The sequence below is a fragment of the Clostridium sp. genome (assembly GCF_021372645.1).
Classification (GTDB): Bacteria; Bacillota; Clostridia; order Clostridiales; family Clostridiaceae; genus Clostridium.
Genome location: NZ_JAJFUC010000090.1, coordinates 36,515 through 58,589, shown reverse-complemented (window position 1 = coordinate 58,589; position 22,075 = coordinate 36,515). Strand labels below are relative to the sequence as shown.

19 protein-coding genes and 1 riboswitch are annotated in these 22,075 nt (G+C 28.6%); all 19 genes read right to left on the bottom strand.

All coding sequences use genetic code 11. From position 1 onward, the window contains the following. Window positions 1–53: 53 nt before the first annotated feature. The 19 genes from LLF98_RS13705 to LLF98_RS13615 all read right to left on the bottom strand — a co-directional run bounded on the left by LLF98_RS13705 (window position 54) and on the right by LLF98_RS13615 (window position 22,056). Window positions 54–1,319 carry a helix-turn-helix transcriptional regulator gene (locus LLF98_RS13705; protein ID WP_291704531.1) on the bottom strand — a complete coding sequence of 422 codons (1,266 nt, stop codon included), beginning with the start codon at window positions 1,317–1,319 and terminating at the stop codon, window positions 54–56. Window positions 1,320–1,339: 20 nt separating this feature from the next. Further along, entirely contained in the window at window positions 1,340–2,641 is a 1,302-nt protein-coding gene (locus LLF98_RS13700; RefSeq protein ID WP_291704529.1) for a helix-turn-helix transcriptional regulator, read from the bottom strand. A gap of 268 nt (window positions 2,642–2,909) precedes the next feature. Next, entirely contained in the window at window positions 2,910–3,083 is a 174-nt protein-coding gene (locus LLF98_RS13695) for a YtxH domain-containing protein (RefSeq protein ID WP_291704527.1), read from the bottom strand. Between the two features lie 126 nt (window positions 3,084–3,209). Beyond that, entirely contained in the window at window positions 3,210–4,172 is a 963-nt protein-coding gene (locus LLF98_RS13690) for a ribonuclease H family protein (RefSeq protein ID WP_291704525.1), read from the bottom strand. A gap of 116 nt (window positions 4,173–4,288) precedes the next feature. Beyond that, window positions 4,289–5,251: a DUF1232 domain-containing protein gene (locus tag LLF98_RS13685; protein ID WP_291704523.1), complete on the bottom strand. Its 963-nt coding sequence runs from the start codon at window positions 5,249–5,251 to the stop codon at window positions 4,289–4,291. Between the two features lie 219 nt (window positions 5,252–5,470). Further along, entirely contained in the window at window positions 5,471–6,304 is an 834-nt protein-coding gene (locus LLF98_RS13680) for a MetQ/NlpA family ABC transporter substrate-binding protein (RefSeq protein ID WP_291704521.1), read from the bottom strand. Window positions 6,305–6,315: 11 nt separating this feature from the next. Then, window positions 6,316–6,954, bottom strand: a complete 639-nt coding sequence (locus LLF98_RS13675; RefSeq protein WP_291704519.1) for a methionine ABC transporter permease — start codon at window positions 6,952–6,954, stop codon at window positions 6,316–6,318. Beyond that, window positions 6,954–7,919 (bottom strand): methionine ABC transporter ATP-binding protein, encoded by a 966-nt coding sequence (locus LLF98_RS13670; protein ID WP_291704517.1) that lies wholly within the window; start codon window positions 7,917–7,919, stop codon window positions 6,954–6,956. Before LLF98_RS13670 ends, LLF98_RS13675 begins: the two co-directional genes overlap by 1 nt. 94 nt (window positions 7,920–8,013) lie before the next feature. After that, window positions 8,014–8,128: riboswitch (SAM riboswitch) on the bottom strand. Window positions 8,129–8,407: 279 nt separating this feature from the next. Continuing rightward, window positions 8,408–8,875: an SsrA-binding protein SmpB gene (gene smpB / locus LLF98_RS13665; protein WP_291704514.1), complete on the bottom strand. Its 468-nt coding sequence runs from the start codon at window positions 8,873–8,875 to the stop codon at window positions 8,408–8,410. A gap of 119 nt (window positions 8,876–8,994) precedes the next feature. Next, window positions 8,995–11,199 (bottom strand): ribonuclease R, encoded by a 2,205-nt coding sequence (rnr, locus tag LLF98_RS13660; protein WP_291704512.1) that lies wholly within the window; start codon window positions 11,197–11,199, stop codon window positions 8,995–8,997. Window positions 11,200–11,627: 428 nt separating this feature from the next. Next, window positions 11,628–11,861: a preprotein translocase subunit SecG gene (gene secG / locus LLF98_RS13655; RefSeq protein ID WP_291704510.1), complete on the bottom strand. Its 234-nt coding sequence runs from the start codon at window positions 11,859–11,861 to the stop codon at window positions 11,628–11,630. A 112-nt stretch (window positions 11,862–11,973) separates the two neighbouring features. Continuing rightward, window positions 11,974–13,266 carry a phosphopyruvate hydratase gene (eno, locus tag LLF98_RS13650; RefSeq protein ID WP_291704508.1) on the bottom strand — a complete coding sequence of 431 codons (1,293 nt, stop codon included), beginning with the start codon at window positions 13,264–13,266 and terminating at the stop codon, window positions 11,974–11,976. Between the two features lie 228 nt (window positions 13,267–13,494). Further along, on the bottom strand, window positions 13,495–14,094 hold the full coding sequence (locus LLF98_RS13645; RefSeq protein ID WP_291704506.1) for a protein kinase: 600 nt from the start codon (window positions 14,092–14,094) through the stop codon (window positions 13,495–13,497). Window positions 14,095–14,210: 116 nt separating this feature from the next. Continuing rightward, window positions 14,211–15,749, bottom strand: a complete 1,539-nt coding sequence (gene gpmI, locus LLF98_RS13640; RefSeq protein WP_291704503.1) for a 2,3-bisphosphoglycerate-independent phosphoglycerate mutase — start codon at window positions 15,747–15,749, stop codon at window positions 14,211–14,213. Window positions 15,750–16,032: 283 nt separating this feature from the next. After that, window positions 16,033–16,779, bottom strand: a complete 747-nt coding sequence (gene tpiA / locus LLF98_RS13635) for a triose-phosphate isomerase (protein WP_291704501.1) — start codon at window positions 16,777–16,779, stop codon at window positions 16,033–16,035. A 163-nt stretch (window positions 16,780–16,942) separates the two neighbouring features. Further along, window positions 16,943–18,118 carry a phosphoglycerate kinase gene (locus tag LLF98_RS13630; RefSeq protein ID WP_291704499.1) on the bottom strand — a complete coding sequence of 392 codons (1,176 nt, stop codon included), beginning with the start codon at window positions 18,116–18,118 and terminating at the stop codon, window positions 16,943–16,945. 128 nt (window positions 18,119–18,246) lie between these two features. After that, complete coding sequence (gene gap, locus LLF98_RS13625) at window positions 18,247–19,248, bottom strand: type I glyceraldehyde-3-phosphate dehydrogenase (protein ID WP_291704496.1); 1,002 nt, start codon at window positions 19,246–19,248, stop codon at window positions 18,247–18,249. Window positions 19,249–19,302: 54 nt separating this feature from the next. Next, window positions 19,303–20,382, bottom strand: a complete 1,080-nt coding sequence (locus tag LLF98_RS13620) for a sugar-binding domain-containing protein (protein WP_291704494.1) — start codon at window positions 20,380–20,382, stop codon at window positions 19,303–19,305. Window positions 20,383–21,219: 837 nt separating this feature from the next. Further along, window positions 21,220–22,056: a DegV family protein gene (locus LLF98_RS13615; RefSeq protein ID WP_291704492.1), complete on the bottom strand. Its 837-nt coding sequence runs from the start codon at window positions 22,054–22,056 to the stop codon at window positions 21,220–21,222. Window positions 22,057–22,075: the final 19 nt, after the last annotated feature.

The following is a 22,075-nucleotide window of genomic DNA, read 5'->3' as shown; positions in this document are numbered from 1 at the left end:
TTATATACAAATATCCTTCTATCTTTATTGGTTATTATTTAGTTTTATCCTTACTAGATTTTCTTATCTACCGCTAAAGCTAAATTAAAGTACTTTAGTGAATCTGTAGTAGAGCCAAGCTTATAATAGAGATTTCCCATATCTGTATACCTACTTTTTCTTTCATCCCTTGTACCAAATTTAAATAATAAGTCTAGAGACAAATTCATATATTTTTCAGCTTCAATATACTTGCCCATTTTTTGAAGAATTATTCCTTTTAAATAATATGATTTTTCAATTAGCTTTATATTATCTGTAATAATTGCCATATTTAATGATTCTTCTGTAATTTTATAAGCTATCTCATATTCTACATTTTCAATTAATATTACTGTACAATAATTTAAGAATTCTACATTTTTTTCTATATTGTCTTGCGGAAATATTTTAATTCCTTTTTCTATTTCTGCAATTGCCTTTTCCTTTTCCCCTACTTCAAAATAATATTTTCCATAGTTTCCATGTGATGATGCCACTGAAATAGGATTGTACTTTTGATATTCAAATGCTTTATTTTTATATTCATCTATACAATCTTTCTTTAGCTTAATACATACAGCAGCATAAATATGATATATCTTTCCTTTATTTTTATCTGTTTTTAGCTTATCAACATATTCTATAATATCTGATAAAATGCTATATGCTTCTTCTAATTTTTTTAGATTTTGATAACATAGTGCTTCATTGTAGCCTATTAAGCAGTATTCTGCATTATCAAATCCTTCTTTTTTTTGCTGAAACATTTCCCTAAGTTTACTATAATACGATATTGCTTCTATATACTCTTCATTTTGAGAAAGATATCGTGCCATGTCCTTGAAATATATAACTGTATTTTCTTCTGTATTATTTCTTTGAAATAAATCATAGTATTGAGAAACTATCAATTGAATATTCTCAGTCTTATTTTCTTCTACATAATAAGAAAATAATATATGTGTTAATTTAAATGCTAAATCATAATATTTATATTTAAGTGCATAACTTAAATTATCCTTCAACTTATTTTCAGAATCATTATCGCATGAAATATTATTTTTTATAACCTTTAAATTATTTAATATTTGTTCATAAACATCTTCTATTAAATAATCCAAATCAATTTCAATTTTTTCTGATATATATTTAAGTAACTCATTATCTGCCTTAATCTTGCCATTTTCTATGCAACTCATTTTAGCAATTGAAATTTTATTTTCACATAATTGCTTCAATGTAATTCCTTTGAATATTCTAGCCCTTTTTATTTTTTCACCAGTAGACAGTATTTCCAAATATATCACCCATTTACTTCTTAATTTTTTAATTTTTCTGCCCCGTTAAATAATTGTATTCCTTGGCTTAAATAGTATGAAGCTTCTTCATCTTTATTCTTCTCTATAAAGAATTTTCCAATCCTCATAGCTAATTCACCGGCTTTAACTAACCTTCCACTATTTTTTGCCAACATATACGTGTCAACTAATACATTCTCTGCTTGTTCCATTTTTTCGTCAATATTAAATAAAGTATATTTAATTAATTTACATTCAATTTTTCTGTCAATATCATTTTCTTCAATACTATTTTCAATATTATTCAATATTATGCTACATTTTTCAGTATTCTTTAATTTTAAATAATTTTTACAAATATCTATTAATATATCATTTATATAACCAACATGATTTTGAGCACTAATGTTTTTTGATATTTCATAATGTTTAAGTGATTCATCTAAATGACCCAATTCATAAAATAATTTTCCTAAGTTATGTTCGATATTAACTATATCTTTGTTATATTGTATTTTTTTATAAACTTCTAATGTTTTCTTTGAATACTTTATAGCATTTGATAAATCACCTTTTTTGTTAAAATCCTCTGCTAAGCAAAATAAATTTTTTGCATAATCTTCATCATTATATATTTGTTCAAATCTTTTTTTTGCCAAATATGAGTACTCCAATGCTAAATCTAATTCTTCTATATCATAATATGTTCTAGCCATATTATAATGTATTTCTCCAATCAAAAAATCATCTACAAAATTATTATCTAAGTATACTTTTTCAGCTTGTTTCAAATAACTACTAGCTGAATGATATGCTTTTAATTCTAAAGCTATATTGCCTACATATAAAAAAGTTTTTATTATTTTTTCATAATGATTATTTTTATTAAAAATTACATTTGCTGATAAAAAAAATTTTTGTGCCATAGGAAAATCTTTCTTATATATATAAGCTTTAGCTGTTATAAAATATATCATTGCTTTTCTATCTTCTAAGTTATATTTCTCACAATAATATAAAGCATTATCAATATATCTTTGTCCCTTTTCATAGTCTCCTTGTAATACACATGATTCTCCTAATTGTTCATAATAAAGACTAATTTTCTCAGCTTGACTTTCTTCTGATTCCATTAAATATTCTACAGTTGTATTTAATGCATCAGCCAAATATTCTAATAAGTCAACCGAAGGGTTCGAACGACCTGATTCAACCAAGCTTATTTGTCCTGGAGTTATTCTGTCTTTAGCTAGATCTTTTAAAGTCATATTTAATTGTTTTCTTTTTCTTTTAATTTTTTCTCCTAATGATAGAATTTCCATTTCTTCAATCCTTCTCTATTCAACAAATTATTTAATTATTTATTATAATTTTCTTTAATTATACCATAAATCCATAAAAAACTGCATAAAAATATACTGTACTCCAATTTTTATATAATTTAATTTTATTATCCATTTTTCTAGTTAAATTTATAAATCTAATATATTTTTATATTAATTTCTAAATAAAAAAAGATGAAAATTTAATTTTCACCTTTTTATATTAAATTAAAGTTTAAATTTTATCAGCTAGCTAGTTTAAAATTATTTATCTCATCCAATCTTGTATTCCACTGTAAGTGGATTCAGCCATATTTCTCATTTTTCTTCCTGCTCTTTTCATTGTTCTTCGAGTATTTCTATCATAATATGGCATCATAGCCATTTCAACAGCTACTCCAATTAAAATTCCTGCCATCATTCCCTTTGAAAATCTTTGCATAATCAACACCTCTTTAATATTAATTTATTTTCTATAAGTAGATTATGCATTAATCAAAAAGTTATCCAAGTTAATTTTTTCTACATTTATTATCTATTTCAAGCTTAGGAACGTAAAAGAAATATACTAGTTATTTTCTTGAATATTATTTAACAAATATAAAATAAATTTTTCTTTTTCCTTGCTTAATAGTTTTGAAATCGCCTTTTTACCTTCTTTAGAATTACTTTTATATAAACTCATAATTTGCTTAAATCTAAGTTCATCAGCGATTTTATCATTTTTATTTATTATTTTATCACTTTCTGCAATCTCATGAATAACTTTATTTTCACCACTAACTATTATATTATTTCCAGAATTAGGTGCTATACTTAAAATTTCATTTTTCACTTCATTGCTAGAAACTTCTATAATATTTTTATTAAGCCATTTTTCGACTATTCTATCAGAAGTTATGCCTAAACATTCTTTACATTTTTCATCAACAAGCTCGTTAAATAAATCTCCCGTATGGCTGTCTACCTTGACAAATATAACTTCAATTCCAGAATTCATTAATTTTTGCATCTTATTATAATATTCTTTAGATGATTCTTCCTTTCTATCCCAAGCACCAGTTGCATGATGAGCTATTCCTTCATAATCATGAAATAAAATTATTTTTGTCTGATTTTGTTTTAAAGCATATTCAACAGCTCTAATAGCACCTTCAAGCTCTCCTGCTATTTGTCTTATATTCTTTTCTGATGCATCCTTTGTAGCATTACTTTCTATGTATTCTACAACGTTATTATTAACACAAATTACCCCATAAGAATATCTTCCATCAGAAGAATTATAGCTACCATCAACATAAGCATGAAGGCAATCCTTAGGATAGTTTTCATCACTCTTTTTAAGCATCCTATTTCCTTCATTTAAATACATATTTGCATCATCAATACTTTCAAAACTCTTGTATTTGGCTCCTTTTGCTCCTTTAACATATTTTAAGCATTCATCCCATGTATTAACTATAATATTTTCTATCTTCTTATTATTCTTAACATCAAATCCACATTGTATTGCATAAACTTTCTTTGCCATACTTTTATTCCTTTCTTTTTTAATTCCTTATTCAAGCCTCTTCTAAAAAATAATTAGTCAATATATTATCTTTTTCTAATGTGTATCTATATTATATTCAAATATCACAAGTCCTTCTATAATGTAGATAATTCTTCTACAATTTCACATAATTTTTTTACATTTCTAGCTCCTGTAAAATTAACTAAATATTCAACTCCATTTTTCAATACTAAAAATAACTCATTTTTACCTTGCCAATTTTCTACTATTATTGATAATGGAACATCATTAAAAATTTTGTTTAAAGCAAAAAATCCAACTCCAATATCATCAATTGCACCAATAAAAGGTACTTTATTAGGTATTATATCTGTAGGTATTGTTATGTATGCAATAGCTGCTGACATCATTAATTTAGTTTTTATAGGTACTCTTTTATCCTTAAGCAATCTATAAATTAAGGACATTATATCTGGTAATATAAATATATATTCTTTATACTCTTTTGCAACTTTCGGTAGCTTGTCCCCTAAAATCTTTCTTCCATTAGAATAATTATCTTCAACCTTATTTACAACTTCCAGTGTAGCTAAATTATCCTCCTTTTCTTCCTTAACCTCTTCAGCTTCAACTTTCTTTATTAATTCTCCAGGCATTGAAGCATTAATATCACTAGCTTCAACCCATACTTCTGATTTCTTAATAAAAACTTCATTAATATTTAAATCAACAAAATGTACATCCTTAAGTATTGTATTTATATTAACTATCACTTTATCTTTTTCACTATCTATTCCATATTCTTTAAATGTTTTTGCTAGTTGTTTTAATGCAAAACTTCTTAAAATTCTAGAAATTCCAAGATTTAAAATCTTCACTTTAACTATTCTAGCAATAATTTTATTATTAACGCATTCAATTAATTCTACTTTAACAAAAAATTCTATATTAATTCCCTTTTTGAAACTTCCTTCTAATATTATTCCATTATCAATATTTACACTTTTTATAGCTAAGCCTTCAATCTTAACAAACTCATTAATAATGCTTAATATATCACTTCCAAGTAATTTAACCTTAACCTCTGATATGTTCATAACACAATCCCCTTTTAATATAATTCCTACTTTTACCATTTTACCTTTTTATACTTTCACTTACAATTAAAAACATTATTTTCTTAATTATGATTAAAAGTATACATTATTTTTATTAAATATTAAAGATAAAGAAAAATCCTCCACAAGTATTTGCTCTACTTGCAGAGGAAATTATTTTCAAACACTAAACTATAATATTTTATGATTTATAATTTATTAAAATACTGGAATTACTGATCCATTACTATATTCTTTTTCTATAAATGCTTTAACTTCTGGTGAAGTCAATGCCTTTACTAAAGCTTGAATCTTTTCTTGTTTTTCATTGCCTTCTTTTACAACAATTATATTTGTATAAAGCTTAGCCATTTCTGAACTCTTATCTTCAATAATAATTGCATCTTTTGCTGGATTAAATTTAGCTTCTATTGCATAATTACCATTTATTACAGCTGCATCAACATCATCTATTGATCTTGGAACTGCTGCACCTTCTAACTCTGTGAACTTTAAGTTTTTAGAATTCTCTGTTATATCTTTTGGTGTAACTAATTCACCGTCTTTAATTTTTATTACTCCATTGCTTGCTAATAATTTTAATGCTCTAGCTTCATTTGGTGGATCGTTAGGAATAGCAATTGTAGCTCCATCCTTGAGTTCATCTAAGCTCTTAATCTTCTTAGAGTATAATCCCATTGGCTCAAAATGAACACCTCCAACTGAAACCAATTTAAATCCTTTTGATTCATTTTGTTCTTTTAAATAAGGCGCATGTTGAAAGAAGTTTGCATCTAATTCACCTTCAGATACTGCAGTATTAGGTTGAACATAGTCATTAAATTCAGTTATTTCTACTGTATATCCTTCTTTTTCAAGTAATGGTTTAGCTATATTTACTATTTCTTCATGTGGCTTTGGTGTTACTCCAATCTTTATTACCTTATCATTTTTAGAATCTTTACTTGCTGTATTCGTCGTTCCTCCGCAACCTACTAATCCTAATGCCACTATTCCGGCTAAAACTACTGATAAAATTGATTTCTTTTTCATATTCATTCCCCCTATTTTGATAATTTATTATAAAAATAATTTCCTAAAAATTGTAGTCCTTGTACTACTATAATTAAAATAACACATGTTACTATCATTACATCGGTTTGGAATCTTTGGTATCCATAGCTTATTGCAACTTGACCAAGTCCTCCACCTCCAATAGCCCCTGCCATTGCAGAATATCCAACAATGCTTATTATTGTAAGAGTTATTCCTGACATTATTGAAGGAACTGCTTCTTTAAGCATAACCTTAAATATAATTTGAGTATTTGAAGCTCCAAAAGATTTTGCTGCTTCAATTATTCCTTTATCAACTTCTCTTAAAGATGATTCTATAACTCTTGCAACAAAAGGTGCTGCTGCAATTGTAAGTGGAACCATAGCTGCTTCTGTACCTATTGATTTACCAGCAATTAATCTCGTTAAAGGTATAATTATTACCATCAATATAATAAATGGAAAACTTCTTAATGTATTAACTATAAAATCTAAAATAGTATAAATTATTTTATTAGGTTTTAATCCATCCTTAGCAGTAACTGTTAATATTATTGCAGGTATAAATCCTAAAATAACTGAAAAAGTAGTTGATACAAAAACCATTTCTAATGTTTCTATTAAAGCTTTTCCTATTATCTGACTCATTATTCAAGCACCTCCAATAGAATATCTTTGTTTTCAAGATATTTTATAACTTTGTCTTTGTCTTCTTCTCTTATATTTATTACAAGTCCCCCTAATACTTCATCTCTAAATTTTTCAAGTTTACCCCAAACTATTGAAAAATCTACTTCTAACTCTCTAGCCATTTTAGTAATTAGTGCATTTTCTGAAGAATTGCTTGGGAAGAATAACTTAATATTAACTCCATCCTCTGGTAATATGCCATCATCTTCTTCTCCCAAGAATTTTTTTAGTGAAGTTCCTGGTTTTAAAAACAAGTCCTCTGCTTTTCCTTCTGCTTTTATTTCTCCACCATCTAGTAGTGCAACCTTCTCACAAACTTCTTTTATAACTTCCATTTGATGGGTAACCATTACTATTGTTATCCCTAGTTCTTTATTAATTTTAGAAAGTAAAGATAAAATATCTTTTGTAATTTTAGGATCCAATGCTGATGTTGCTTCATCGCAAAGTAATATCTTTGGATCTAATGCCAATGCCCTTGCTATTGCTACCCTTTGTTTTTGCCCACCACTAAGTTCTGATGGCTTGCTTAATTTCTTGTCTTCTAAACCAACTAACTTAAGTAATTCTAATACCTTATCTTTTATTTCATTTTTATTGTAACCCCATACTTCAAGAGGAAGTGCAATATTATCAAAAATATTTTTTCTTGCCATAAGATTAAAGCTCTGAAAAATCATCCCTAAATCCTTTCTAAATTCCCTAAGACTTCTACCTGTTAATGAAGAAACTTCCTTACCCATTACATTTATAGATCCTCCATTATAAGATTCAAGCCCATTTATACATCTAAGCAATGTAGATTTTCCTGCACCACTATGTCCTATTATCCCATAAATTTCGCCTTCTCTGATGCTTATTGATACATCTTTTATAACTTGTGTTTCCCCAAAACTTTTAATTACATTTTTAATTTCTATCAAAACACATTTCCTCCTTTGACTTTGTTTCCAGATAACTAAAACAAAAGCGCCAGAGAATAAATCTCTAGCGCATAAAACACGTTGCAAATTTATCCTCTCATCTATCAGCTAAAAGCTGTTGGAATTAGCACCATAAAAATATTGATAAAAACCAACATTTCGGTTGCTGGGTTTCACAGGGCCAGTCCCTCCACCACTCTTGATAAGATATACGATTATTTAATTTAGTTTCTGACATGATTATATAAGCATTTCTTTTATTTGTCAATAACTAAAAATAATCAACAATTTCAAATCCACACTATTATTATCAGATTTATTTTATTATATACTTATTCTTGATATTACAAGTACTTTTATATCAATTTATAAATTTCATATACACATAAATAATAACCTGCATACTTAGATGATTAATTCTATCAAAAAAGCATGCCTCAGAGAAGATCCCAAAGGCATACTTTTTAATATTTATTTCTTTTATGACTTTATCTATATTTCTCTTTCATTGCTCTATCTATATCTCTCTTATGATCTTTTTCTAACATAGAATCTCTCTTGTCATAGTTTTTCTTACCTTTGCATACTCCAAGTGCAACCTTAACCTTACCTTCTTTTAAATAAAGTGATAATGGTATTAAGGTATATCCATCTTGAGACACTAAACCATCAAGTCTTCTTATTTGATCTTTATGAAGTAGTAATTTTCTTTCTCTTACAGGATCCACATTAAATATATTCCCTTGTTCATAAGGGCTTATATGCATATTTTTTATAAATATTTCACCATTAGAAATATCAGCATAACATTCTTTAAGATTAACCCTGCCCTTTCTTATAGATTTAACTTCTGTTCCAACTAACACTAACCCAGTTTCCATTGCTTCTTCCACAAAATAATCATGTCTTGCTTTTCTATTTTCTGCTAAGGAATTCTCATTCTTTTTTCTTGCCATTTTAATCACCCACTATGGTTTATTTTCTTAATAAAATTATATTATACCCATCTTTGTAAATCAAATAACTACATCTCTTACCTAAAAATACTCTGCTTTTGTAGCTTATTTTATTATATTTATTCTGGTATTTCGACTTTCAATATGTCAACATTATCCTTAGATATCTTTAACGCCTCACTATCTTCTCTTTTAGGTTCTTGTGTAATTCTAAAGAATACTTCTCTATTAGCTATATCTACATTTACACATTCTACTTTTACTTTATCTCCAAGTTTATATATTTTCTTAGTTCTTTCACCCATTAAACTAAGGTGTGCTTCATTAAATATATAATAATCATCATCTAAATCTGTAATATGAACTAAACCTTCAATTGTATTTGGCAGTTCAACAAATACTCCAAAGGATGTAACTGAAGATATAATTCCTTCAAACTCTTCTCCAACTCTATCTTCCATATATTCAGCTTTTTTAAGATCATCAACTTCTCTTTCTGCATCTTGTGCTTTTCTTTCCATTTCCGATGATTGCTTAGCTGCATAACCTACTATATTTTTTAATTTATTTATTCTCTTTTCGTCCATCTCTCCATGCAAATATTCTTTTATAATTCTATGAATTTGCAAATCTGGATATCTTCTTATTGGAGAAGTAAAATGACAATAATACTCAGCTGCAAGTCCAAAGTGGCCACTACATTCTGGTGCATACCTTGCTTGCATCATAGAACGTAACAATAAAGTACTTACAACAGTTTCTTCATTTTTCCCCTTAACTTTTTCCAAAATTTCTTGGAAACTCTTTGGGCGTATTTCTTCTGTCCACTGAACAGTATATCCTAAGTTATAAACAAATTCTTTAAATTTAGCTAACTTCTCCTCATCTGGATTTTCATGTATTCTGTACACAAAAGGCAAATGAGTTCTAAACATATGCTCTGCAACTGTTTCATTAGCAGCTAACATGAATTCTTCTATCATTCTATTTGATATTTCACGATCATAAGGTTTAATTTCAATTGGCTTTCCAAGTTCATTTAATGTTATTTTTGCTTCTGCTATTTCAAAATCAATAGCTCCTCTTTTAGTTCTCTTTGTTCTTAATATATAACAAAGTTCTTCCATAGTCTTAAAGTCTTCATAAAGATAATCATATCTCTTTATTAATTCTTCATCATGATCTTTTAAAATCTTTGTAACATCTGTATATGTCATTCTTTCATTAGTCTTAATAATAGATTCTACTATTTCATGATCTACTACTTTTCCTTTGTGATCTATCTCCATAAAACAAGTTAATGTCAATCTATCTACTTTGGGATTTAAAGAACATATACCATTAGATAATTTTCTAGGTAACATTGGAACAACTCTATCTATTAAATAAACTGAAGTTGCTCTTTTTAATGCTTCTTTATCTAAAGGATTATTTTCTTTTACATAGTTAGTTACATCAGCAATGTGGACTCCTAATTTAAAGTTTCCATTACTTAATTTTTCAATAGATACAGCATCATCTAAATCTTTAGCATCTTCTCCATCTATTGTAACCATTCTTAAATCTCTTAAATCTCTTCTGCCTTTATACTCTTTTTCATCAATTTCCTCGGAAATACCCTCAGCAAAGTTCAGTACTTTATCTGTAAATTCTTCAGGAAGTCCAAGTTTTTTGATAATCATTAAAATATCTATTCCTCTATCGCCTTTTCTTCCTAGAACTTCTGTTACAACACCTTCTGCCTTTCTGTTTTCACCTGGCCATTTCGTTAGTTTAACTGTAACAACATCCCCATCTTTAGCACCATTTCTATCCTTTTTTGAAATAAATACATCTTTAGATATTCTAGTATCTTCTGAAACTACAAATCCAAAGTTCTTGCAATCTTCATATACGCCAACTACCTTAGTTGTATTTCTTTCCAGAATTTCAACTACTTCCCCTTCTCTTTTCTTAGTATTTGTATCTTCTCTAGTTACTTTAACAGATATTTTATCACCATTCATAGCTCCATTAATAGAAGTACTTGGAATAAAGACATCCTTTTGTCCTTCTTCATCCGGAATTAAAAATCCAAATCCTTTTGCATGTGCTTGAAGTTTTCCTATAACTAAGCCTTCTTCTTCCTGACTGTGCTCAGCTATTCTATACTTATTTTTATTCGTTCTCATAATTAAACCTTCATGTTCCATCATTCTTAAAGTCTTTTTAAACGCATTATATTCATTTTTCTTTATATCAAATATAGCAACCAAATCTTCAATCTCCATCGGTTTATACGCAGATTCTTTCATAAAACTTACTAACGTTTGCTTAATTCCCATGACAATTACCTCCATTATACAATTTACTATATATTATTCCTATATACCTATATACTACCACATTAATGTCCTACAATATATATTTTATCTTACTTATGTTATTAGTATTGACATATATACACTAATTTATTTATTCATTTTTGTTTAGTTAATTTAACAATATCAAGAAAATCTGTTTTTTAGATTGTTTTATTGTTATATTCTTTTATAAGTAATTAATTATTGCTTTTATAAATATTATTCTCAACTTTCACATCTTATAACTTTTCCAAAAAGAGCAAAGTGGCTGAGCCACGTTCTCTCTTAATCACATTTTTTACAAGCCAATGTTTGCTTAGCCATTGATATAACTGGCTTTCAAAATCTAAAAATTCTATATTTTCCTAGACATAAAAAAAGGCTACTTAAAATAAAGTAGCGCAGATTTATTATTTTATTAAGTTTAACACAATTGTATTTATTGCAAAAAGTGCCATAAACATAATTGTTAATCTTACAAGAATTACTTCCTTAGTTCTTGATTTATTTTTTGAAAAGAATGTATCTTGTGTACTTCCTTGTATTAAACCACTTAAGGCATCAGCTTTACTAGGTTGCATAAAAATTGTTATAACAACACCTAATCCAAATAGCACCTCAAATACTAATAATATATTTTGCATAGGTAACACCTCCTATAATAGTCAATAACATCAATCTAAATAATATCATATTTATTGATTCATTACAACTTTCTGTAGTAAAAATTACATCTAAGCCTACTTATAGAAACTTTTACTTTATATTAAAAAAGGCTTTCTTACCTCTATATTCAGCCACATCATCCAATTCTTCTTCTATTCTTAATAATTGATTATATTTTGCAACTCTTTCAGATCTAGCTGGTGCACCAGTCTTTATTTGACCTGCATTTACAGCTACAACTAAATCAGCTATTGTTGTGTCTTCAGTTTCACCTGATCTGTGTGACACAACTGCTGTATATCCAGCCCTATTAGCCATTTCTATAGCATTTAGAGTTTCTGTTAATGTACCTATTTGATTTAACTTAATAAGAATTGAGTTACCTACACCAAGTTCAATACCTTTTGTAAGTTTTTCAGTATTGGTAACGAATAAATCATCACCCACTAATTGAATTTTCTTTCCCAATTTTTCAGTTATTAATCTCCATCCATCCCAATCTTCTTCAGCCATACCATCTTCTATTGATATAATTGGATATTTATTAACCCATTCTTCAAAGAAATCAACCATTTCTGCACTTGTTAATGTTCTTCCTTCATTTTCTAATACATATTTACCATCTTTATAATATTCTGATGAAGCTGCATCAATTGCAATAAAGATTTCTTCTCCAGCTTTATAACCAGCTTTTCCTATTGCTTCAATTATAACATCAAGTGCTTCTGCATTTGACTTCAAGTTCGGAGCAAATCCACCCTCATCACCAATACCAGTTGCATATCCTTTATCATTTAAAATCTTTTTTAATGTGTGATAAACTTCAGCACACATTCTTAAAGCTTCACTAAAAGTTGGTGCTCCAGCTGGCATAATCATAAATTCTTGTAAATCTACAGAGTTATCAGCATGTGATCCTCCATTTATTATATTCATCATAGGAACTGGTAATACTTTTGCATTTATCCCACCTATATATCTATACAAAGGCATACATAAAGCATTTGCTGCTGCATTTGCAACAGCTAGTGATACACCTAATATTGCATTAGCTCCTAATTTTCCTTTGTTATTAGTTCCATCTAATTCAATAAGCATTTTATCAATATAAGTTTGATCAAATACATTACATCCAATTAATTCTTCTGCAATAGTATCATTTACGTTCTTAACTGCATTTAAAACACCTTTTCCTAAAAACTTATTTTTATCTCCATCTCTTAGTTCTACAGCTTCATACATTCCAGTTGATGCACCTGATGGTACTGCTGCTCTTCCCACAGTTCCATCTTCTAAATATACTTCTACCTCTACTGTAGGAAAGCATCTTGAGTCTAAAATTTGTCTTGCAACTACATCTACAATTTCTAAATAATCTTTCATTTAATATTACCTCCTCATTTTATAAATTATATTGATAAATATTATCAATATAATTTTGCTACATAACATACCAATTGAAAAGCATTTTTTCATTTACCATAATATTATTAGTAAATTATTTAGTGAATATTCATATTAATATAGCATAATAAAAAAATTCGAAATTATATAGATACCCAAAGTCTAAGAGTAGCTTATACTTTGGGTATCTATATTCAATATTTACTTCTATTCTAACATAGATAAATTTGTCCTTTCACAGTACCTTTTAAATTTCAATTCCCATGATGCTGCTTTCTTTGAATCTATTTTTCTTATACCTTTAAAAAATTCCTCTAATACTCCAATTTTATTTAATCCTTTCATTAAATGCCTTGGATGATCAACTTTTCTAGTATAAGCTTTTTTAGGGTCTATTATCATAAGCTTTTCATTATTTGAAACATATATATCTTTACATCTAATATCCTGTTTTTGGAATTTAAGCCTTTTAAATTCTAATAGTAAATCATATATATTTTCGATTAATCTTTGACTTAATCCATTTTGCTTTATATGTTTATCAAGTCTTTTACCCTCTACCATATCTCTTATCACATAGAACTTCCCCCTTTTATATAAATGTGGAAAATACTTAGATCCATTAGTTTTAGCAAGGATACTTCCTTCATCATTACATACCTTTTTTCTTAAAAATATTTTGATAGCTTTCTTATCTGGTAATTCGTACACCACACCATTATTTCCCTGGCCTAAATAATTAGCTTCTCTAAATAAATTTTCAGTAATTTCATCAAAATCAGCAGAATATGCAAAATTTTTTTTCATATCATCAACCCTAAATCCTTTTTATAAATATATTAATTCAAGATTTAGTTTATGCAGTAAAAATAATAGTCTAATCTAATTAGACCATTATTTTTTTCAGATACCTTAATTTTAAATTATTTATTTACTATTAAATTTTCTCCAGTCATCTCAAGAGGAATTTCAAGTCCTAATTGAGTTAACATTGTTGGAGCAATATCAGCAAGTTTTCCATCACTTAACTTCTTATTTTCTGTATGATTTGACACCCAAGCAAATGGTACTGGATGTGTAGTATGAGCTGTAAATGGATTTGCTGTTGAGAAATCTATCATAGTTTCTGCATTACCATGGTCCGCAGTAATAAACAAGCACCCATCCATTTCTAAAATTTTATTTGCAATGTTTCCTACACATTCATCAACTGCTTCAATTGCTTTAACAGCTGCTTCAATAACTCCTGTATGACCAACCATATCTGGATTAGCAAAGTTTAATATTATCATATCATATTTATCACTATCTAATCTTCTTAGCAATTCCTCTGTTACTTCATATGCGCTCATTTCTGGCTTTAAATCATAAGTTGCAACCTTTGGTGAAGGAATTACTTTTCTATCTTCACCTGGATTTTCTTTTTCTACTCCACCGTTAAAGAAGAAAGTAACGTGAGCATATTTTTCAGTTTCAGCAATTCTTAGTTGATTTAATCCTTTGCTACTTACATATTCTCCAAGAGTATTAGTTAAAGTTTGTGGATTATAAGCTACATTTACGCCTTCTAAAGTCTTATCATATTGAGTCATTGTTACAAAAGTAAGATTTAAGGTTTCTCTCTTAAATCCAGTAAATTCTTTATCATTAATAGCTCTAGTTATTTCTCTAGCTCTATCTGGTCTAAAATTAAAGAATATAACCGAATCTCCATTTTTAATATTAGCAACTGGGTTACCATTTTCAGTTATTACTGTTGGTAAAACAAATTCATCTGTTTTATTATCGTGATATGAATTTTCCATAGCTTCTACCGCACTATTTGTAGTTTCACCCTTGCCTAAAACTAATGCGTTATATGCGAGCTCAACTCTTTCCCATCTATTATCTCTATCCATAGCATAATATCTACCACTTACAGTTGCAATCTTACCTACGCCTACTTCAGACATCATAGCTTCAGTTTTTACTATGAATTCTTTTCCTGATGAAGGTGGTACATCTCTTCCATCCATAAATGCATGAACGTAAACATTTTGAACCCCTTCTTTTTTAGCAAATTCTAAAAGTCCTCTTAAATGATCTATGTGTGAATGAACTCCACCATCTGATAAAAGTCCCATTAGATGAAGGCTTGATCCGCTCTTTTTAGCATTATCCATAGCAATTTTAAGGGATTCATTTTTAAAAAAATCTCCATCTGAGATTGCTTTTGTAATTCTAGTTAATTCTTGATATACTATTCTACCTGATCCAATATTTAAATGTCCAACTTCTGAATTACCCATTTGACCTTCTGGTAATCCAACTTGTAAGCCACTAGCTTGTAGCTCTGAAGTAGGATATTTTTCAAATAATTTATCTAAATTAGGTTTCTTTGCTAAACTCACAGCATTTCCTTCTGATTTCGGTGCAATTCCAAAACCATCTAATATCATTAACATAACAGGTTTTTTTGACATTTTCCTATTCCTCCAAATATTTTATTTAAAATAATAACATATTAAATATTATCTTTTATTATACAGGTCTTATAAATCTCTTAAATTATATTATTCTTTTATATTTGTTGCAACTTATAAACATTGAAAATCAAAGTATAAGGTAATTTAAGCATATCTACCCCAAAATCTCCTTATATGGTTTGAAAAATACTCAAGTTGCCTTATTAATTACTATTGTAAAAAAGCTACCTAAAAAATGATTTTCTATTAATCATCTTTAGATAGCTATTTAAACTAAATCTTAATAATTAGCTATTGCAGAAAAATCAGCAGCAACTAAACTAGCTCCACCAACTAATGCTCCATCTATATCAGACATTTCCATTTGAGCTTTTATTGTGTTTGGTTTAACTGATCCACCGTATTGGATTCTTACTTTATCAGCAACTTCTGATCCATACATTTCAGCAACCATAGCTCTTATTGCTTTAATTGTTTCATTCGCTTGTTCATCAGTAGCAGTTTTACCTGTCCCAATTGCCCAAATTGGCTCATAAGCAATAACAAGCTTTTCTGCTTGGTCATTAGTTAATCCAGCTATATCAACTTTAATTTGAGCTTCTATAACTGTATTAGTAGTTCCATTCTCTCTTTGTTCTAAAGATTCCCCACAACAAAGGATTGGAGTAATGTTGTGTTCAAAAGCCTTTTTAACTTTTTTGTTTAATGCTTCATCAGTTTCATTGAAGTATTCTCTTCTTTCACTGTGTCCTAAAATAACATAGTCAATTTCCATAGCTTCTAACATTCCTACAGAAACTTCTCCTGTGAAAGCTCCGCTTTCTTCAAAGTGCATGTTTTGTGCTGCAACCTTTATGTTTGATCCAGCTACTGCTTTTTTAACAGCATCTAAACATACAAAAGTAGGACATATAACTACATCACATGTAGCATCCTTAACTAAGGACTTTAATTCTTCAACCATTTTAACTGCTTCTTCAACAGTTTTATTCATTTTCCAGTTACCTGCAATAATTGCTTTTCTCATTACATACACCTCATAATTAAAATTTTAATAAGAAGCTTTTGGCCGAGAGCTTCTTAAATCTGTTTAATCTATTATTTTTTAGTAATTACTATTTTGAGTTTATTTAAGTTTATTCCAATCAATATACTTAAATAAAATGTATTAATTTCCCTTATATTAAAAATTAATCGTTTAATGAAGCAATTCCTGGTAATACTTTGCCTTCTAAGAATTCAAGTGATGCTCCACCACCAGTTGAAATATGAGTCATTTTATCTCCAAATCCTAAGATGTTAACAGCTGCAGCTGAATCTCCACCACCGATTATAGTTGTAGCATCTGCATCTGCCATAGCCTTAGCTACTGCAATTGTTCCTTTATTGTAGTTTTCGAATTCAAATACTCCCATTGGTCCATTCCAGATAACTGTCTTAGCATCTTTAATAGCATCAGCATATAAAACTTCTGTCTTTGGTCCGATATCTAATCCCATGCTTCCTGCTGGAATATTTTGATCTTCTGTTACTGTAGCTTCAACATCTTTAAATTCTGCAGCAACTCTGTGATCTACTGGTAATAAGAATTTAACACCTTTTTCTTCAGCTTTAGCAACCATTTCTTTAGCATAATCAAGTCTATCTTCTTCAACTAATGAAGTTCCGATTTCATATCCTTGAGCTTTTAAGAATGTATAAGCCATTCCACCGCCAATTATGATTGTGTTAACTTTATCTAAAAGATTGTTTATAACAGCAATCTTATCAGAAACTTTTGCTCCACCTAAGATAGCAACGAATGGTCTTACTGGACTTTCAACTGCATTTCCTAAGAATTTTAATTCTTTTTGAATTAAATATCCACATACAGCAGTGTCAAGGTAATCAGTTACACCAACAGTTGAACAGTGAGCTCTATGAGCTGTTCCAAATGCGTCATTAACAAATACATCAGCTAATGAAGCCAATTCTTTAGAGAAATCTGCAATATTCTTAGTTTCTTCTTTTCTGCATCTTGTATTTTCTAATAATACAACATCTCCATCTTTCATATCAGCAACAGCTTTTTTAGCATTTTCGCCAACAACTTCTTCATCTCTAGCAAAAACTACTTCTTTTCCAAGCATTTCACTTAATCTTGTAGCAACTGGTGCTAAAGATTTAGAAGCATCTTTTCCTAAATGTGAACAAAGAATAACTTTCGCATTATGTTCAACTAAATATTTTATTGTTGGAAGTGCTCCAATTAATCTATTTTCATCAGTTATAACACCATCTTTTAATGGTACATTAAAGTCACATCTAACTAATACTTTTTTTCCATTTACATCTATATCTTCAATTGTTTTTTTATTGAAATTCATTAAAACTCACCTCAAAAATTTATTTTTATAAATATTTTAAAATAGTCTGGCTTTATAGCCTTATACTACAAAACCAGACTTATTTACTTTAACATAAATTTGCGCAATTATGTTTAGTTAGTTTAATATTACTTTAAGTTAGCGAAGTATCCTAAAGTTCTGATTAATTGGTTAGTGTATGACATTTCATTATCATACCAAGAAGCAACTTTAACTAATTGTTCTCCATTAACTTCCATAACCTTAGTTTGTGTAGCATCGAATAATGATCCGAAGCTGCTTCCTATAATATCACAAGAAACTATTGGATCTTCAGTATATCCGAAAGATTCAGTTGCAGCAGCTTTCATAGCAGCATTAATATCTTCTGCAGTTACTTTCTTATCTAAAGTACAAACTAATTCAGTTAATGAACCAGTGATTGTTGGAACTCTTTGAGCTCCTCCATCTAATTTTCCAGCTAATTCTGGAATAACTAAACCGATAGCTTTAGCAGCACCAGTTGAGTTAGGGATTATTGAAGCTGCAGCAGCTCTAGCTCTTCTTAAGTCACCATTTCTGTGTGGAGCATCTAAAGTATTTTGATCGTTAGTGTAAGAGTGGATTGTAGTCATGAAACCTTTTGTTAATCCAAATTTATCGCTTAATACTTTAGCAAATGGAGCTAAACAGTTAGTAGTACATGAAGCACCTGAAATAACTGTATCATCTGCCTTTAAAATATCGTGGTTTACATTGTAAACTACTGTTGGAAGGTCGTTTCCAGCTGGAGCTGAAATAACAACTTTCTTAGCACCTGCTTCAATATGAGCTGAAGCTTTTGCTTTTGATGCAAAGAATCCAGTACATTCTAAAACGATATCTATGTTTAATGCTCCCCAAGGTAAGTTTGCTGGGTTAGAATCAGCAGTAACCTTGATTTCCTTTCCGTTTACTACGAAAGCTCCTTCTTTAACTTCGATTTCTCCATCGAATTTTCCTTGAGCTGAATCATATTTGAATAAGTGAGCTAACATTTTAGCATCTGTTAAATCATTGATTGCAACCACGTTAAATTCAGGGTTGTTAATCATTAATCTTAAAGCCAATCTACCTATTCTCCCAAAACCATTAATTGCTACGTTTACCATTATAATTACCTCCTAATAATGTTTTTCTTTTTTTATAAAAATAAATTTTACAAGCTACTTTAATAACTGAATTTCATTATCTAGTCTCTTTAGTAGTCCATAGGCTGTTGCCTCATCTGTAACTAATACCCCATTTATGTCATTAAATTCAGTTGATATTATGGACTCAACTTTATTCTGCCCACCTGCCACTGCAATATGTGTTTTTATTTTTCTTGCTTCATTAATTTTAATTCCAACAGCGGTAGTTTCTAAGATTATTTTTGAGTCTTTGTTAAAATAACATCCAAATGCTTCTCCAACAGCTCCTTGATTAATTAAATTATCTATTTCCAGCTGTGGAACCCCTCTTTTTCTAGCCATCTGAACAGCATTACCTATACCATATATTAAGATATCTGCTTTATGTATAGTATCTATTACTGTCTTAAGAGCTTCTTCCTTAAGTAATGTATCTATTGTATCTAAACTTAAGTTTTCTGAAATATGAAGCATTTTATAGGTACCATTTAGCTTTTTAGCTAAAGTTGCAGCTAAAGTATTTGCTTGTGTTTCAACTTTCTTACCCATGCCACCTCTTGCTGGTACTACTTGAATATTTGATAAATTTGTTATTTTAGGAAATGCCTCTACAACTTCTTTTAATGTGCTTCCACCTGTTAAAGCTATAATAGAATTATCCTCTAAAACATCTTTCACATAATTTGCACAAGCTTTTCCCAAATCTTTTAATACTAAAGGATTTTCTTCAACATCACCTGGGACTATGATTACCTTTTTTAAATTAAGAGAAGATTCTATTTTCTTCTCAACTTCTGAAAGGCCTTTTATTTGATGAATGAAATCATTTAATTTATATATAAGGTCTATACCTTCACTTGTAACTGTCATTCCAGAAGTATTTATCTCAATTAATCCTTGTTCTTTTAACAAACCTATTTCTGTTCTAACTGTTCTTTCACCAACACTTAACGTATCCGCAAGAACTCTTCTACCTATAGGCTCATTATCAGCGATTGTTCTGAGTACGTTATACCTTTTCTCTAATGTATTTACAAGCTCAGGAACTATCTTTTTTTGTAACTCCAATATTTCCTGCAACTCAAGCACTCCTTTGGTCTCTATGCGTCCCATATTATTTCAATATGTCCCATATTTACTATTATAAAACACCTTGATGAAATTTTAAAGGCTTTAGTAAAATTTTTTTATAATATTTCCAAAAAAAACATAAAAACTCTAATATAAATAATTATTAGTAAACTTTTTTTGTAACTTATCCCATGATTTTATAATTAAATCTATTTTATCCAATATTCCCCTTAAACGTACTAGGTATCCTTATAATTATAATTTTAACTAAACTTAATTTGCGTGAAATCTCGCTCTTAAAAGTTTCACTTTATTCTCTTTATTTCATTTTTTATTTTTATAGTTCTATAACTTGTTAATAAATACTTATCTTTAACATAAGCATTTGTTTCTGAATCTTGATTGCTTTGCAAGGCATCTTTATAAGTTTTATAGATTGTTGCATATTTTGTGTTAATACCAATATCTGTTCTTACGTCATTTTCATTCTAAAATTCAAATTTATACATATTCCTCCTTATGACTATGTATTAGGCTCTTAATTAAACGTATTCATCAGACCAAGTATTTTAATTAATAATCTTTATATAGTATACCCTGTTCTACCTTCATAATGCAAGTTTACTATAATAACTTTAATTATAAAAAGATACCTTATATATTATGCTCAAGCTCATTTCAATTAATATCCAAGTACTTTAGACATAATAAAAAAATAACAAGTAAACAGATCCGATATTTGGCTTCATAACACGTAAGCATGCTTACCTAAGTGTTTAACGCAAAATATACATCACATCTTTAGCTTGTTATTTTCTTTCATATGCCTTAATTAAAATTGGTATAAATCATGTCTTTATTTTTTATTATATCTTAAAATTATTTATTTAAAAATGCTAATCCACAGCATCCTCGCCCGGAATGTATGCTTACAGTTGATCCAACTGGACATTCAATAAAGTTTACATTACTATTTTTCATATGTTCAATAAGAGCTTCTTTAACCTCAACATTATCTACATTAACTAATATTACCGGCACTTCATCATCTAAGTTTGCATTTTCTAAATCATTTATGATTTTTTTAATTGCTTTTTTATTTCCTCTAATCTTATCTTTTACAGACATAATCCCATCTTTGATTTCAACTATTAATTTTATTCCAAACACACTACCTACTATACCAGAAGTCTTTGAAATTCTGCCTCCCCTTACAAGATATTCTAGGGAATGAAAATAAGCTTTAAGCTTAACATTATCTTTTACATTGTTTATTTCTCTTTCTATTTCTATAATGTTATAACCCTTTTTTCTAAGCTTGACTGCTTTTAAAACTAATATTCCAAGAGCAGCAGAAACATTTCTTGAATCTATTACAAGTATATTATCACTTTCTAATGAATCCTTTGCTATACATGCTGATTGATATGTTCCACTCATAACTGAAGATATATGAATTGATATAATTTTATATCCCTCATTTAAATATTTTGAGTATGATTCAATAAATCTATTAGGAGTTACTTGAGCCGTAGTCGGAAATATATTATATTTTTGTATTTTTTCAAATATTGCATTAGAATTTATTTCAGCCCCATCTAGATAACTCTCTTCTCCAAAGTTTATTAATAATGGTAAAACTTCTATATCATATTTTTCATATATTTCTTTCGACAAATCAGCAGTACTATCTGTTATAATTTTTATTTTTTCCATTTTTCTTCAATCCTCTTTG

Coding starts and splice junctions, on each gene's coding strand:
- LLF98_RS13700 (WP_291704529.1), bottom strand. CDS start 2,641: ATGGAAATTCTATCATTAGGAGAAAAAATTAAAAGAAAAAGAAAACAA.
- LLF98_RS13695 (WP_291704527.1), bottom strand. CDS start 3,083: ATGCAAAGATTTTCAAAGGGAATGATGGCAGGAATTTTAATTGGAGTA.
- LLF98_RS13690 (WP_291704525.1), bottom strand. CDS start 4,172: ATGGCAAAGAAAGTTTATGCAATACAATGTGGATTTGATGTTAAGAAT.
- LLF98_RS13685 (WP_291704523.1), bottom strand. CDS start 5,251: ATGAACATATCAGAGGTTAAGGTTAAATTACTTGGAAGTGATATATTA.
- LLF98_RS13680 (WP_291704521.1), bottom strand. CDS start 6,304: ATGAAAAAGAAATCAATTTTATCAGTAGTTTTAGCCGGAATAGTGGCA.
- LLF98_RS13675 (WP_291704519.1), bottom strand. CDS start 6,954: ATGAGTCAGATAATAGGAAAAGCTTTAATAGAAACATTAGAAATGGTT.
- smpB (WP_291704514.1), bottom strand. CDS start 8,875: ATGGCAAGAAAAAAGAATGAGAATTCCTTAGCAGAAAATAGAAAAGCA.
- rnr (WP_291704512.1), bottom strand. CDS start 11,199: ATGGGAATTAAGCAAACGTTAGTAAGTTTTATGAAAGAATCTGCGTAT.
- secG (WP_291704510.1), bottom strand. CDS start 11,861: ATGCAAAATATATTATTAGTATTTGAGGTGCTATTTGGATTAGGTGTT.
- eno (WP_291704508.1), bottom strand. CDS start 13,266: ATGAAAGATTATTTAGAAATTGTAGATGTAGTTGCAAGACAAATTTTA.
- LLF98_RS13645 (WP_291704506.1), bottom strand. CDS start 14,094: ATGAAAAAAAATTTTGCATATTCTGCTGATTTTGATGAAATTACTGAA.
- gpmI (WP_291704503.1), bottom strand. CDS start 15,749: ATGTCAAAAAAACCTGTTATGTTAATGATATTAGATGGTTTTGGAATT.
- tpiA (WP_291704501.1), bottom strand. CDS start 16,779: ATGAGAAAAGCAATTATTGCAGGTAACTGGAAAATGAATAAAACTGTT.
- LLF98_RS13630 (WP_291704499.1), bottom strand. CDS start 18,118: ATGAATTTCAATAAAAAAACAATTGAAGATATAGATGTAAATGGAAAA.
- gap (WP_291704496.1), bottom strand. CDS start 19,248: ATGGTAAACGTAGCAATTAATGGTTTTGGGAGAATAGGTAGATTGGCT.
- LLF98_RS13620 (WP_291704494.1), bottom strand. CDS start 20,382: ATGGGACGCATAGAGACCAAAGGAGTGCTTGAGTTGCAGGAAATATTG.
- LLF98_RS13615 (WP_291704492.1), bottom strand. CDS start 22,056: ATGGAAAAAATAAAAATTATAACAGATAGTACTGCTGATTTGTCGAAA.